General features: G+C 70.5%; 11 protein-coding genes. 10 read left to right on the top strand and 1 reads right to left on the bottom strand.

The window, feature by feature from the left end; translation table 11 throughout:
* Positions 1-49: 49 nt before the first annotated feature.
* From F4554_RS02245 to F4554_RS02200, 10 genes are all read left to right on the top strand, one after another.
* On the top strand, positions 50-1,690 hold the full coding sequence (locus F4554_RS02245) for an alpha-L-arabinofuranosidase C-terminal domain-containing protein (RefSeq protein WP_179785826.1): 1,641 nt from the start codon (positions 50-52) through the stop codon (positions 1,688-1,690).
* A 132-nt stretch (positions 1,691-1,822) separates the two neighbouring features.
* Positions 1,823-3,184 (top strand): hypothetical protein, encoded by a 1,362-nt coding sequence (locus F4554_RS02240; protein WP_179785825.1) that lies wholly within the window; start codon positions 1,823-1,825, stop codon positions 3,182-3,184.
* 159 nt (positions 3,185-3,343) lie between these two features.
* Complete coding sequence (locus F4554_RS02235; RefSeq protein WP_179785824.1) at positions 3,344-5,302, top strand: APC family permease; 1,959 nt, start codon at positions 3,344-3,346, stop codon at positions 5,300-5,302.
* Between the two features lie 37 nt (positions 5,303-5,339).
* The gene (locus F4554_RS02230; protein WP_179785823.1) at positions 5,340-5,525 is read left to right on the top strand and encodes a hypothetical protein; all 186 of its coding nucleotides are present in this window, start codon (positions 5,340-5,342) and stop codon (positions 5,523-5,525) included.
* Entirely contained in the window at positions 5,522-5,611 is a 90-nt protein-coding gene (kdpF, locus tag F4554_RS32855; RefSeq protein WP_179785822.1) for a K(+)-transporting ATPase subunit F, read from the top strand. Before F4554_RS02230 ends, kdpF begins: the two co-directional genes overlap by 4 nt.
* Complete coding sequence (gene kdpA, locus F4554_RS02220) at positions 5,612-7,273, top strand: potassium-transporting ATPase subunit KdpA (protein WP_179785821.1); 1,662 nt, start codon at positions 5,612-5,614, stop codon at positions 7,271-7,273.
* Positions 7,270-9,393 carry a potassium-transporting ATPase subunit KdpB gene (gene kdpB, locus F4554_RS02215; protein WP_179785820.1) on the top strand — a complete coding sequence of 708 codons (2,124 nt, stop codon included), beginning with the start codon at positions 7,270-7,272 and terminating at the stop codon, positions 9,391-9,393. Before kdpA ends, kdpB begins: the two co-directional genes overlap by 4 nt.
* 4 nt (positions 9,394-9,397) lie before the next feature.
* Positions 9,398-10,015 (top strand): potassium-transporting ATPase subunit KdpC, encoded by a 618-nt coding sequence (kdpC, locus tag F4554_RS02210; RefSeq protein ID WP_337795836.1) that lies wholly within the window; start codon positions 9,398-9,400, stop codon positions 10,013-10,015.
* A 3-nt stretch (positions 10,016-10,018) separates the two neighbouring features.
* Positions 10,019-12,571 carry a sensor histidine kinase gene (locus tag F4554_RS02205; RefSeq protein ID WP_179785819.1) on the top strand — a complete coding sequence of 851 codons (2,553 nt, stop codon included), beginning with the start codon at positions 10,019-10,021 and terminating at the stop codon, positions 12,569-12,571.
* A complete protein-coding gene (locus tag F4554_RS02200; protein WP_337795835.1) occupies positions 12,568-13,257 on the top strand; it encodes a response regulator in 690 nt (229 codons plus the stop codon). Before F4554_RS02205 ends, F4554_RS02200 begins: the two co-directional genes overlap by 4 nt.
* Here F4554_RS02200 and F4554_RS02195 read toward each other — a convergent pair.
* Positions 13,239-14,264: an NAD(P)-dependent oxidoreductase gene (locus tag F4554_RS02195; RefSeq protein ID WP_179785818.1), complete on the bottom strand. Its 1,026-nt coding sequence runs from the start codon at positions 14,262-14,264 to the stop codon at positions 13,239-13,241. The two genes, F4554_RS02200 and F4554_RS02195, sit on opposite strands and share 19 nt — an antisense overlap.
* Positions 14,265-14,421 lie beyond the last annotated feature (157 nt).

The following is a 14,421-nucleotide window of genomic DNA, read 5'->3' as shown; positions in this document are numbered from 1 at the left end:
CCCACCTTTCCCAAGCCGCAGCAGGACGACCGCCCCAGGGAGAGCACTCGTGACCCAGCCGTCCGCGACCATCCTGATCGACCGGAGCCGCGAGGTCGGCCGCATCGACCCGCAGATCTACGGGCACTTCCTCGAGTCGTCGTTCTTCGGCAACATCGAGGGCGGTGTCTTCGACGAGGGCTCCCCGTTGTCCTACGACGGGCCCGGCGTCCGAAACGGTCTGCGCAAGGACGTGTTGACACTGTGCCAGGAGCTCGGCCTGCCGGTCGTTCGCTGGCCGGGCGGCAACTTCGCGTCGCCGTACCACTGGGAGGACGGCATCGGCCCACGCGACTCGCGGCCGCGCCGGCTGGAGCTGGCCTGGGGCGGACTGGAGACCAACCGCTTCGGCACCGACGAGTTCCTGGCCTGGTGCGCCGAAGTCGGCACGGAGCCCTACCTCGTGCACAGCTGCCGGGACGTCGACGAGGCGGTGCGCTGGGTGGAGTACACCAACAGCCGGGCCGACACGGCGTACACCAGACGACGAGTGGAGAACGGCCGGCGCGAGCCGTACGGCGTCCGCTACTGGGGGATCGGCAACGAGGTCTACGGACCTTGGCAGTACGGCCACCGCACGGCGGAGGAGTACGCCGCCGCGGCCCGCGAGCACGCGCGGTTCATGCGGCTGGTCGACCCCGACCTCAAGCTGGTGGCGGTCGGGATCCCGTGGCAGCAGGAGGAGTGGACCCGTCCGCTGCTGGAGCAGGCGGGGAACCTGGTCGACTACGTCTCGCTCCACCTGTACGCCGCGAGTACGCATCTGTTCTCGGCGGCGTCCGGTGACGACGACTACGACGCGGTGGTGGCGCAGCCTGCGTACTTCGAGCAACGCATCCAGGACTACTCCCACCTCGTCGCCGACCTGGCCGCGAAGGCTGGTGTCAACCGGCCGTTGGCACTGGCGCTGGACGAGTGGAACATCCGGCATCTGGAGCCCGCGAGCTGGCCCGAGCCGCTCCCCTCCGACGACGGCGGGGTCGTACCCCGTGACGTCGCCGCGCCCGACGAGTCACCGACGAACCTCCGGGTCAACCGCTGGAGCCCCCGAACGCTCGCGGACGCGTTGTTCTACGCCGGGGTGTTCCACACCCTGCACCGTGGCGCAGGCCTCCCCGTACCGCCGACGATGGCGAACACGGTCAACCTGGTCAATGCCAACGGCCTTGTGGTCGCCCGGCCCGGCGGCGCGGTGAAGTCGGCGTCCTACCACGTGTGGGACCTGTACCAGAACTCCCTGGGCAGCCGGGCGCTCGCGACACAGGTCGACGGCCCTGCCCGATCCACCGCAGTACGCCAGGGCGACGAACGCGAGCGCGGCGGCCGGCACACCACACGTCCCGCCGTCGTCGCCTACCTCGACGTGAGCGCGACTCTCACCGAGGACCGGCGTTCCCTGCGCGTCGCGGTCATCAACCGGTACCGGGCGGCACCGATTCGGGCACGCATCGTCCTGGACGGCAGGGCCGAGTCGTTGCCGTCCAGCGCGGACGTCCGCGACCTCGGCGCCGACGTCGACGACGTGCTCGCCGCCAACAGCCTGAGCAACCCCGACAACGTCGGCGTCCGCCGGCGCGGCCGGGTGGACGTACCGTCCGGCGAGTACGACTTCCCGCCCCACTCGGTCACCGTCCTGTCGTTCGATCTGTGAACCCTGGCTACGTGCTCTGACCGGCTTTTTCCGAAACCATTACACACACCCACCGCCTGCTTTACGATCTTCGCCACCGGACGACAGCGGGCGTCGGCCGGTGCCGTCACCGGATCCGTTGCGGGGGGACAGATGAACAGGCTCGGCCGAGTCGCGGGCGTCGCCGCGATCGCCATGGTCGCCAGCGGGATGGCCGTCTCCTCGGCCACCGCGGCACCACCCACCACACAGACGTCCTTCCATGCCGGGCTGCAGTGCTCGGGGACCACCACGACCGGCGAGCAGGTGTTCGTCACCGCGGGCGCGTCCTCCGAGTTCGGCGACTTCGCGTACGTGTCGGTCGGCCCGGACGACGCTCCTGTGCTGAGCGCGTACGGCACCGGCAACTGGAACGACGGCTCACCCTCGTACACCCTGGACGTCTACAACGCCGAGGGTGAGCCGGCCGGCAGTGGCGCGTTCACCGCGACGACGACGGCCACCGCGCAGGTCGAGACCGACGGGCGTAACGACAACGGCAACCAGCACGTGAAGTCGCACACCGTCGCCTCCACCCTGGCCGTCAGGCCCACCCTCGACCTGCCCCGCTACACCGTCCAGGCCCTGGACTGCACCGGCTCGTCCACGCTGGTGACGTACCGGTCCAACTCACCGGCGGCGACCGTCCGGTCCGAGCGGCACCTGTTCGACTCGGCGCGCTGCGAGGGCAACGCGTTGGTCGGGTTGTTCGGCCCCGCCGAGGGCGAGTACTTCCTTTCCGTGGAAGTCGAGCACGACGGCCGCCAGTACAACCTGTTCGGCCCGGTCGAGCCGGCGGACGAGTTCGTGGCGACGCTTCCGCTGCGCGACTCCGAGACCGCCGAGGTGATCGCGGACGTTCCCGTCTCGGTGACCGCGCGGCCCAGCGGCGAGACCACCACCGGCATCCTGCGTACCTCCATCGCCCGCGTGGTGCAGAAGGCCACGCCGTACGCGGTGACCGCCAAGGCGGACCTGCCGTGGGGTTCGGTCGACGCCACGTGCGAGCACCTGGAGATCCTCACCCGTGAGCACATCAGCGCGTCCCAGGGACCCAAGCCCAGCGGGCCCGCGCCGAGCAACGACACCCTCGCGACCGCGGCCACGCTGACGCCTGGCGCCACGGTCCGCGACTCCACTCGGGGTGCCGCCGAGGTCGCCGAGGCGGACCTGCCGTGTGCGGACGGGCCGGTGGGCCGCACTCTCTGGTACGCCGTGCAGGGCACTGGCGGGACCATCCATCTCGACACAGCCCGCAGCGACTTCGACACCGTGCTCGCCGTCTACACCGCCACCGCCGACGGACTCGAACCCGTCGCGTGCGGCGACGACGACGGCCCCGGCTTCCCGCTGCCGCGCACCTCGCTTCAGGGCCGGGTCGACCTGCCCACGACCGCCGGAACGACGTACTACGTCCAGGTGGGCGGGTTGTACGGCGACTACGGCCGCCTGGTGCTGACCTCCGCCACGGAGTAGCGAGGAGCGGCCCGGCGCGTCCGATTCGCCCGGGCCGCCCGATGCGTGCCCGATGGCCGTGGGATGACGCGATCGCGTCTCGCGGCGGGCCAGCCTCTCCTAGTGTGAGAAGGAGCCCTCCTCGACGTCCGCTCGACGGCGGCGAGACGGGAGCACGCCGTGGCCGAAGCCAGCAACGCCGGTTCCCGGCCGGTTTCGCGACGTTTGCGCCAGTGGCTGCTGGAGGGAATGCCACGCCGGTCCCAACGGCTGGCGGCGTTCAGCGAACCGGGCAACTCACATCCACGCAGCCCCTGGTGGAAGGTGATGTGCCTGACCGGCCTGGACTACTTCTCCACGCTCGGATACCAGCCCGGGATCGCGGTGCTCGCCGCCGGCCTGCTCTCCCCGTTGGCCACGGTCGTCCTGGTGCTGGTGACCCTCTTCGGCGCGCTGCCGGTCTATCGCCGGGTGGCGCGGGAGAGCCCGCACGGCATGGGGTCGATCGCGATGCTGGAACGCCTGCTGCCGTTCTGGAAGGGCAAGCTGTTCGTCCTGGGGTTGCTCGGGTTCGCCGCCACCGACTTCGTCATCACCATGACCCTGTCCGCCGCGGACGCCACCGAGCACGTCATCGAGAACCCGCACGTGCCGGCGGCTTTCGGCAACCACCAGGTCGGCATCACCCTGGTCTTCCTGGCCGTCCTCGGAGCGGTCTTCCTGAAGGGGTTCAAGGAGGCGATCGGGGTGGCGGTGGCCCTGGTCGCGGTCTACCTGTCGTTGAACGCCGTCGTCGTGACAGTCGGCCTGTGGCACGTGGTCACCACCCCGCACGTCGTCGCCGACTGGGGGGTCGCGCTGACCACCCAGCATGGTGACGTGTTCCTGATGATCGCCCTTGCGCTGTTGGTGTTTCCCAAGCTGGCGCTGGGCCTGTCGGGGTTCGAGACCGGCGTGGCCGTGATGCCGCACATCGAGGGTGACGCCTCCGACACCGAGGAACGACCGACCGGCCGGATCCGGGGCACCCGGAAACTCCTCACCACCGCCGCGCTGATCATGAGCGTCTTCCTGATCACGAGCAGCATCGTCACCACGTTGCTCATTCCGGCCAAGGACTTCCAACCCGGGCAGCCCGCGTACGGCCGGGCGCTGGCCTATGTCGCACACGAGTACCTCGGAGGTGGATTCGGCAGCGTGTACGACCTCTCGACGATCGCGATCCTGTGGTTCGCCGGGGCGTCGGCGATGGCCGGACTGCTGAACCTGCTGCCGCGATACCTGCCGAGGTACGGCATGGCGCCGCACTGGGCGCAGGCCACCCGGCCGATGGTGCTGGTCCTGACCGGTGTGGCGTTCCTCATCACCTGGATCTTCCAGGCGGACGTGAACGCTCAGGGCGGGGCGTACGCGACCGGTGTGCTCGTCCTGATCACCTCTGCCGCCGTCGCGGTGACCATCGCCGCCCGACGCGCCCGCGAACACCACTGGACCACGGCGTTCGGGGTGATCGTGGCGGTCTTCGTCTACACGACCCTGGCCAACATCGCCGAACGACCGGACGGGGTGAAGATCGGCGCCTGCTTCATCGCCGCCATCCTCGCGGTCTCGCTGCTGTCCCGTTCCTACCGTGCCTTCGAGCTACGGGTCACCGAGGTCACCCTCGACGAGACGGCGCAGCGGTTCGTCCGTGACTGCGCGCGCCGCCGGGTGCGGCTGATCGCGAACGAACCCGGCCGTGGTGACGTCGCGGAGTACCGCGAGAAGATCCGCCAGATGCGGGCCGAGGGCGACGTCCCCGTCGAGGACGACATCATCTTCGCCGAGGTCGTCGTCCGCGACCCGTCGGAGTTCGAGTCCAGTCTGAACGTGCACGGCCTGGTGCTGCACGGCAAGTTCCGCGTACTGCGGATGGAAAGCTCCACAGTGCCCAACGCACTGGCCGCCCTCCTGCTGGACGTCCGCGACCGCACCGGGAGCCGCCCGCACATCCACTTCGAGTGGACCGAGGGCAACCCGCTCACCAACCTCGCGAGGTTCCTCCTCATCGGCGTGGGCGAGGTCGCCCCGGTCACCCGGGAGGTTCTGCGCGAGGCCGAGCCCGACCCGGCCCGGCGCCCGCACGTCCACGTGGGCTGAGCCGTCAAGAACGCGTCAAGATCACCGGCCATCCCGTATGGACGCCGTTAAGGCGCAGCCGGCGGAGGGCATCGGTCCACTTGAGTGGGTTTCGGGTCGTCCGGTCACCCATCGAAAGATCGGCAGAGAAGGGCACCCCGTGAGTGACCTGTTGTTCGTCGCCCTGACGATCATCGCGTTCTGCGTTGTCGTCGGCATCCTCAAGGGGGCGGCGAAGCTGTGAGCCTCGCCAACGTCGTCGGCCTCGTCCTCGCGGTCGCGCTGATCGTCTACCTCCTCCTCGCCCTCGTGAAACCGGAGAAGTTCTAGATGTCCCCGGGCCTCACCGCCGTCCTCCTCGTGGCGACCCTCGTCGCCGCGTACGCCGTCGTTCACCGCCCACTGGGCGACTACATGGCACGGGTGTACCAGAGCGATCGCCATCTGAAGGTCGAACGCCTCATCTACCGCGCCCTGCGGATCGACCCCGACGCCGACCAGCGGTGGACGGGCTACGCCGCGAGCGTGCTGGCGTTCTCCCTGGTGTCTGTACTGTTCCTGTACGCCATGCAGCGGCTGCAGAGCTGGCTGCCCCTGTCGGTGGGGATGAAGCCGGTGCCGCCGGACGGCGCGTTCAACACCGCGGTGTCGTTCGTCACCAACACCAACTGGCAGTGGTACTCCGGTGAGTCCACGATGAGCTACCTCACCCAGATGGCAGGCCTCACCGTGCAGAACTTCGCGTCCGCCGCGGTCGGCATGGCGGTGGCGGTCGCCCTCGTCCGCGGCTTCGTCCGGCACGGCACCGGTCAGCTGGGCAACTTCTGGGTCGACCTCGTCCGCGGCACGCTGCGCATCCTGCTGCCCATCGCGTTCGTCGCCGCGATCGTCCTGCTGGCCGGCGGCGTCATCCAGAACTTCAGCGACCCGACCACGGTGCACACGCTGGCCGGGTCGACCCAGCACCTGCCGGGTGGCGCCGTCGCTTCCCAGGAAGCGATCAAGGACCTCGGCACCAACGGCGGCGGACCCTTCAACGCCAACGACGCGCATCCCTTCGAGAATCCCACCGGCTTCACCAACCTGCTGATCATCTTCCTGCTCACGGTGATCCCGTTCTCGCTGCCGGCGACGTTCGGCCGGATGGTGGGAAACCTCAAGCAGGGTTACGCGATCGTCGCCGTGATGGGCATCGTCTGGCTCGGCTTCGTCGTTGCCTGCTACGCGGCCGAGTTCGCCCACCCCGGCGCGGCCCTGCAACTCGCGGGCGGTGCGATGGAAGGCAAGGAGACCAGGTTCGGCCTGTCGTCCTCACCGGCCTTCGCGGTGTCGACGACCCTGACGTCCACCGGCTCGGTCAACTCGATGCACGACTCCTACACCGCGCTCGGCGGCGGGGTGACCATCCTCGCCATGCTCCTTGGCGAGGTCGCGCCCGGTGGCGTCGGCTCCGGGCTGTACGGCCTGCTGGTGCTGGCGGTCGTGGCGGTGTTCGTCGCCGGCCTGATGGTCGGGCGTACGCCGGAGTACCTGGGCAAGAAGATCCGCGCCCGGGAGATGAAGCTGGTCGCGCTCTACATCCTGACCATGCCGCTGCTGGTGCTGATCGGTACCGGACTCGCGCTGACGTTGTCCACCGGCCGCTCGTCCATCCTGAACCCGGGCGCGCACGGGCTGTCGGAGGTGCTGTACGCCTTCGCCTCCGCGACCAACAACAACGGCTCGGCGTTCGCCGGCCTCACCGCGGGTACGCCGTTCTACAACGTGGCGCTCGGGTTGTGCATGCTGTTCGGCCGGTTCGTCCCGATCGTGTTCGTGCTGGCACTGGCGGGCTCGCTGGCCCGGCAGAAACCGGTGCCGGAGACGGCCGGAACGCTGCGGACGAACTCGCCGCTGTTCGTCGGCATGCTCACCGGCGTGACCCTGATCGTCACCGGCCTGACGTTCTTCCCCGCCCTGGCCCTCGGTCCTCTTGCGGAAGGTCTGTCATGAGCACGTCCACCCACCACACCGACGAAGCGGAGACCACCCAGGTGCAACCTGAGCTTGCCTCCCACCCGGGCGGGCATCACCGCGTCGCCGGCGGCGCGTTCGACCCGGCCCAGTTGCTGAGCTCGCTGCCGCAGGCGCTCGCCAAGCTCGACCCGCGCACCATGGTCAGGTCGCCGGTGATGTTCGTCGTCGAGGTGGGCGCCGCGCTGAGCACCGTGCTGACGATCTTCGACTCCAGCCTGTTCGGCTGGCTGGTCGTCGGCTGGCTGTGGCTCACGGTGCTGTTCGCCAACCTCGCCGAGGCGGTTGCCGAGGGACGCGGCAAGGCGCAGGCGGACACGCTGCGCCGGGCCCGTACGGAGACCCTGGCACGCAGGCTCGGAGCCGACCGGAGTACCGAGGAGCAGGTACCCGGCACGTCGCTGCACGTCGGCGACCTGGTGGTGTGCGAGGCCGGCGACGTGATCCCCGGCGACGGCGAGGTGATCGACGGCATCGCCAGCGTGGACGAGTCGGCGATCACCGGCGAGTCCGCGCCGGTGATCCGCGAGTCCGGCGGCGACCGCAGCGCGGTCACCGGCGGGACCAGGGTGCTGTCGGACCGCATCGTGGTCCGGATCACCAGCGAGCCGGGCGAGACGTTCCTGGACCGGATGATCTCACTGGTCGAGGGTGCGGACCGGCAGAAGACACCGAACGAGGTGGCGCTGACGATCCTGCTGGCCAGCCTGACGATCATCTTCCTGCTGGCGATCGTGACGCTGCAGCCGATGGCCGGGTACTCCGGTCAGCAGCAGACGATCCTGGTGCTCGTCGCCCTGCTGGTCTGCCTGATCCCCACGACGATCGGCGCGCTGCTCAGCGCGATCGGCATCGCCGGCATGGACCGCCTGGTCCAGCGCAACGTGCTGGCGATGTCCGGGCGCGCGGTCGAGGCGGCCGGTGACGTGTCGACGCTGCTGCTGGACAAGACCGGCACCATCACCCTGGGCGCCCGCCAGGCCGTGGACTTCGTGCCGGTCGGCGGCGCCGGGCGAGCCGAGCTCGCGAACGCCGCCCAGCTCGCCAGCCTCGCCGACGAGACACCCGAGGGCAGGTCGGTGGTCGTACTGGCCAAGGAGAAGTTCGGGCTACGCGGCCGGGAACTGAGTGGGGCAACGGTTCTGCCGTTCACCGCCGAGACCCGGATGTCCGGCGTCGACCACACCGACGGCCACCAGATCCGCAAGGGTGCGGCCAGTGCCGTACTCCGGTGGGTGCAGCAGGAAGGTGGCACGATTCCGGCCGGCACGGCGGAGGCGGTGGACGAGATCTCCCTGCGCGGCGGCACGCCCCTGCTGGTCGCCGAGCGCCGCACCGACGGCGGTGACGCCATCACCCGCGTGCTCGGCGTCGTCCACCTCAAGGATGTCGTCAAGGCGGGCTTGCGCGAGCGCTTCGACGACCTGCGCGCCATGGGAATCCGTACGGTGATGATCACCGGCGACAACCCGCTGACCGCCAGGGCGATCGCCGAGGAGGCCGGTGTCGACGACTTCCTCGCCGAGGCGACGCCCGAGGACAAGATGGCGCTCATCCGCCGCGAACAGGAGGGCGGCAAGCTCGTCGCGATGACCGGCGACGGCACCAACGACGCGCCCGCACTGGCCGCCGCGGACGTCGGGGTGGCGATGAACACCGGCACGCCGGCCGCCAAGGAGGCCGGCAACATGGTCGACCTCGACTCCAACCCGACCAAGCTCATCGAGATCGTCGAGATCGGCAAGCAACTGCTCATCACGCGGGGAGCACTGACGACGTTCTCCATCGCCAACGACGTGGCGAAGTACTTCGCGATCATCCCGGCGATGTTCGCCGCGGTCTACCCGGGACTGCAGGCGCTCAACATCATGGGCCTGTCGACTCCGGAGTCCGCGATCCTCTCGGCGGTGATCTTCAACGCCCTGATCATCGTCGTCCTGATCCCCCTTGCGCTGCGTGGCGTGCGCTATCGACCAACCTCGGCCTCGTCGATGTTGCGGCGTAACCTGTGGGTCTACGGCCTCGGCGGCATCGTGGTGCCGTTCCTCGGGATCAAGGCGATCGACATGCTCATCTCGCTCATACCAGGGATTGGGTGACCCCGTGGACGCAACCATCCGTCAGCTCGGCCCGGCGATTCGGGTCCTGCTCGTCCTGACCGTGATCACCGGCGTGCTCTACCCGCTGGCCGTGTGGGGAGTCGGCCAGGTCGCCTTCCGCGACCAGGCGGCCGGCTCGCTCATCCACCGCGACGGCCAGGTCGTCGGCTCCCGCCTGATCGGCCAGGAGTTCACCGGTCCGCGATGGTTCCACTCCCGCCCGTCGGCCACCGGAGCCACTCCGTACGACGCGATGAACAGCTACGGCTCCAACCTCGGCCCCACCAACCCCGAACTGGTGAAGCTGGTCCGCGAGCGCAGGGCGCAGGTGGCGAAGGAGAACGGCGTCGCGCTCTCGGCCGTGCCGCCGGACGCGGTGACCGCCAGCGGCAGTGGCCTCGACCCGCACATCTCCCCGGCGTACGCACGAGTGCAGCTGTCCCGGGTGGCCCGGGCCAACCAGCTCACACCGAGCCAGGTCGCCAGGCTGGTCGACGAGAACACCGATCGGCCCTCACTGGGCTTCCTCGGTGAGCCCGGCGTCAACGTCGTCGGTGTCAACCTCGCCTTGCGCGAGCTACGCGACCTGGTTCACCACAACCAGCAGGCACGAACGCGATAGCCGATGGCGCGCGGGAAGTTTCGGGTCTACCTCGGCGCGGCACCCGGGGTGGGCAAGACGTACGCCATGCTCGGTGAGGGACACCGGCGCGCGGACCGAGGCACCGACGTGGTGGTCGGCTTCGTCGAGTGCCACGGCCGCGTGCTGACCGAGCAGCTCGTCGCCGGGCTGGAGGTCGTGCCGCGGCACGCCGTCGAGTACCGCGGCCGGACGTTCGACGAGATGGACGTGGACGCGATCATCCGCCGCCGGCCCGAGCAGGTACTGGTGGACGAGATCGCGCACACCAACGTCCCCGGCTCCCGCAACGCCAAACGCTGGCAGGACGTCGAGGAGCTGCTGGACGCGGGCATCGACGTGGTCACCACGGTCAACATCCAGCACCTCGAGTCGCTCAACGACGTGGTCGAGGCGATCACCGGGGTGCGGCAGCGGGAGACGATCCCGGACGAGGTGGTCCGGCGCGCGGACCAGATCGAGCTGCGGGACATGTCACCGGAGTCGCTGCGCCGCCGGCTCGCGCACGGCAACGTCTACCCGCCGGAGAAGATCGACGCGGCACTCGCCAACTACTTCCGTGCCGGCAACCTCACCGCGCTGCGGGAGCTGGCCCTGCTGTGGCTGGCCGACCGGGTGGACGAGGGGCTCGCGCGCTACCGCGCCGAGCACGACATCACGGCGGCGTGGCCGGCCCGCGAACGCGTCGTCGTCGCGCTCACCGGCGGGCCGGAGGGTGAGACCGTGCTGCGGCGGGCGGCGCGGATCGCCGCGCGTGGCGCCGGCGGCGAGTTGCTCGCGGTCCACGTGGCCAGCGGTGACGGCCTGGCCGCGCCGTCGCCGCAGACCCTCGGCCGGCTTCGCACTCTCGTGGAGAGCCTGGGCGGCACCTACCACCAGGTGCTCGGCGACGACGTGCCCACCGCGCTGCTCGACTTCGCCTCCGGCGTCAACGCCACCCAGCTCGTGCTCGGCAGCAGCCGGCGCAACCGCTTCCGGCACCTGTTCCGGCCGGACGTCGCGACGGTGCTGACCCCGAGGTCCGGCGACATCGACGTCCACCTGGTCACTCACGAGCAGATCGGCAAGGGCCGGTTGCAGACGCCTCGTACGCCGTTGAGCAGGCGGCGCATCGTCGGCAGCTGGATCCTGGCGCTGGTGGGGCCACCGGTGCTGACCCTGCTGCTGGCGTCGACCCGGGACTCGGCCACGCTCACCGTCCAGGTGCTGTTGTTCCTCGCCCTCGCGGTGGCGAACGCCCTCGTCGGCGGGATCGCACCGGCGGCAGTCGCGGCGGTGATGGGGTCGTTGCTGCTGAACTACTTCTTCACCCCGCCGCTGCACACCCTCACCATCGCCAAGAGCCAGAACGTCGTCGCGCTGGTGATCTTCGTGGTCATCGCGGTCGCGGTCGCGATCGTCGTGGACCTGGCCGCGCGGCGGGCGAGTCAGGCGGCCCGGGCCAAGGCCGAGGCGGCCACGTTGTCCACCCTTGCCGGCAACGCCGTGCGCGGCTCCGACGGGCTGGAATCCCTGCTGGGGCAGGCGCGGGAGACGTTCGGGATGGCCTCGGCCGCGCTACTCGAACGCGGACCCGTCGAGGGCGCCGACGGCGCCGACGGCGCCGACGACCAGTGGAAGGTGCTGGGCAGCGTGGGCACCGACCCCGCCAGCAGCCCGGGACAGGCGGACGCGGACGCGGCGGTGACCGACTCGCTGGTGCTGGCCCTGTCCGGGCGGGTGCTGCCGGCCTCGGACCGCCGGGTGCTGGAGGCCTTCGCCGAGCACCTCGCCGTCGTCCTGGAACGCCAGCGGTTGGCCGAACAGGCCGGCCGGGCCGGCAAGCTCGCCGAGGGCAACCGGATCCGGACCGCGCTGCTCGCCGCCGTCTCCCACGACCTGCGCACCCCGCTGGCGGCGGTGAAGGCAGCGGTGAGCAGCCTGCGCCAGACCGACGTCGAGCTGTCGGAGGAGGACCAGGCCGAACTCCTCGCCGGCATCGAGGAGTCCGCCGACCGGCTGGACCGGCTGGTCGCGAACCTGCTCGACATGAGCCGGATCCAGGCCGAGGCGGTCCGCCCGATGCTCCGCGACGTGAGCCTGGACGAGGTGGTCCCGGCCGCGCTGATCGGCGTACCACCGCAGTCTGTCAAGGTGGCCTTGCCGGAGGACCTGCCGGCCGTCCGGGTGGACACCGGGCTGGTCGAACGCGCGGTCGCCAACATCGTCGAGAACGCCGTACGCCACAACCCGCCCGGCGAGCCCGTGCTGCTCACGGCCAGCGCGCTGCGCGACCAGGTGGAGATCCGGGTCGCCGACCGCGGTCCCGGCGTACCCGACGAGGCCAAGGACCACATCTTCGAGCCCTTCCAGCGGCTCGGTGACGCACCCGCCGGCACCGGTGTCGGGCTGGGCCTCGCGGTGGCCCGCGGGTTCGCCGAGGCCAACGGTGGCACGCTGTACGCGGAGGACACCCCGGCCGGCGGGCTCACCATGGTGCTGACGCTGCCCGCCGCCCAGGCGTACAACCCTGACGACGCGGACAGGACGGCACGGTGACCACCTCGCAGGTTCGGCTGCTCGTCGTCGAGGACGACCCCCAGCTGGCCCGTGCGCTCGCGATCAACCTGCGGGCCCGGGAGTACGACGTCGACGTGGTGGCGGAGGGGCGGGCCGCGCTCGACGTCGCCGCCCGCCGCCACCCGCAGCTCGTCGTACTCGACCTCGGCCTGCCGGACATGGACGGTGTCGATGTGATCCGCGGGCTGCGCGGCTGGACGCAGGTGCCGATCCTCGTCCTGTCCGCGCGGCAGTCCTCGACCGAGAAGGTCACCGCCCTGGACGCGGGCGCAGACGACTACGTGACGAAGCCGTTCGGCATGGACGAGTTGCTGGCCCGGCTGCGGGCCGCCGTCCGCCGGGGACAGCCCGGGCCGGACGGCGAGCCCGTGGTGACCACCGAGGCGTTCACCGTGGACCTGGCCGCCAAGCGGGTGATCCGCGACGGTCAGGAGGTACGCCTCACGCCGACCGAGTGGCATCTGCTGGAGACGCTGGTGCGCGCCCCCGACCGGCTGATCGGCCAGCGCCAACTGCTGCAGGAGGTGTGGGGACCGGAGTACGCCACCGAGACCAACTACCTGCGCGTCTACATGGCGCAGTTGCGGCGCAAGCTCGAACGCCAACCGGCCGCGCCGCGGCACCTGATCACCGAGCCCGGCCGGGGCTACCGCTTCAGGCCATGACCGGAGACCACCCGGCCGACGAGCTCGGGTTCGGCGGCCAGCAGCCGGCGCGGCGGCAGGCCGGCGACGATCGCTTCCAGGTCGTCGACCACCATCTGGCCGATGTCCCACATACCCTCGCGCACCGACCCGGCTCGGTGCGCGGACAGCACCGCGCCGCGGGCGCCGCGGATCGGGTGGTCGGGCGCGAGCGGCTCGTCGGGGAACACGTCGACCGCGGCGCGGAAGCGCCCGGCCAGGACGAGTTCGGTCAACGCGTCGAAGTCGACCACGTGCGCCCGGCTGACCAGCACTACGACGGCATCGGGCCGGACCCGCTCGAGCAGCTCCCGCGACAGCAACGCCTGGTTCTCGCTGCTCGGCGCGGCCAGCACGAAGACGAACCGCGACGTCTCCAGCAGCTCCGGCAGCGACGAGGGCTCGACGCCCTGGCGCCGCAGGAAACCGTCGCCCAGCCACGGGTCGTACACCTTGATCCGTACGTCGAACGGCACCAGCAACGGCCGCAGGCTCCGCGCGAGCGCGCCGAAGCCGATGAACCCGACCGGAGCGTCGTACAGCATGAAGGTGTTCGCGTTGCCGGCGTGCAGCCACTGCTCCTCACCGGATCGCATCGCGGCGTCTCCGGCGGCGATCTCCCGGCAGGACGCGAGCGCGAGCCCCAGCGCCATCTCGGCCACCTGCCGCCCGAACGCCGGTGCCGCCGACAGCACACGGATCCCCCGCGCCCAGCATGCCTGGTAGTCCAGGTCGTTCGGGAACGCGCCGGAGACGCTGACCACCGCGCGCAGGTCGGGCGCGTCGGGCAGCGGTCCGTACCGCCACTGCGAGCACACCACTGCCGTCGCCTCGGCCAGCGCCCTGCGGGCCTCCTCGGGCGGCATCGGGTCGTCGCGCCCCCACACCACCTCCCCGGTGTCGTGCAGACGCTCCAGGTCGGCGGCGGAGAAGATCTCCGTCATCTTCCGGAAGTGCGGGTCGAGAAGGACTTTCGCCTTGTCCGGCAAGGATTTCTCCCTCACTGACCGGGGCGTGCAGCGGCGTGTGCCGTCGTACGCCGAGGATCTTCGCTGGACTCCCTGGCACGGTAGCGTGTCGGGCACGCCGGGCGCACCGGGTGCCCCGCCTGGAAGGCTGCCCATCCGAGCCCCGCCGGACCAAGGG

Source organism: Actinopolymorpha rutila, assembly GCF_013407855.1.
Classification (GTDB): Bacteria; Actinomycetota; Actinomycetes; order Propionibacteriales; family Actinopolymorphaceae; genus Actinopolymorpha; species Actinopolymorpha rutila.
The sequence above is the reverse complement of the archived record's forward strand: the minus strand, read 5'-3'. Positions and strand labels throughout refer to the sequence as shown.

Excerpts from the sequence above, each read along its gene's own strand:
- F4554_RS02230 (WP_179785823.1), top strand. The coding sequence starts at position 5,340 with ATGGACGCCGTTAAGGCGCAGCCGGCGGAGGGCATCGGTCCACTTGAG.
- F4554_RS02205 (WP_179785819.1), top strand. The coding sequence starts at position 10,019 with ATGGCGCGCGGGAAGTTTCGGGTCTACCTCGGCGCGGCACCCGGGGTG.
- kdpB (WP_179785820.1), top strand. The coding sequence starts at position 7,270 with ATGAGCACGTCCACCCACCACACCGACGAAGCGGAGACCACCCAGGTG.
- kdpA (WP_179785821.1), top strand. The coding sequence starts at position 5,612 with ATGTCCCCGGGCCTCACCGCCGTCCTCCTCGTGGCGACCCTCGTCGCC.
- F4554_RS02240 (WP_179785825.1), top strand. The coding sequence starts at position 1,823 with ATGAACAGGCTCGGCCGAGTCGCGGGCGTCGCCGCGATCGCCATGGTC.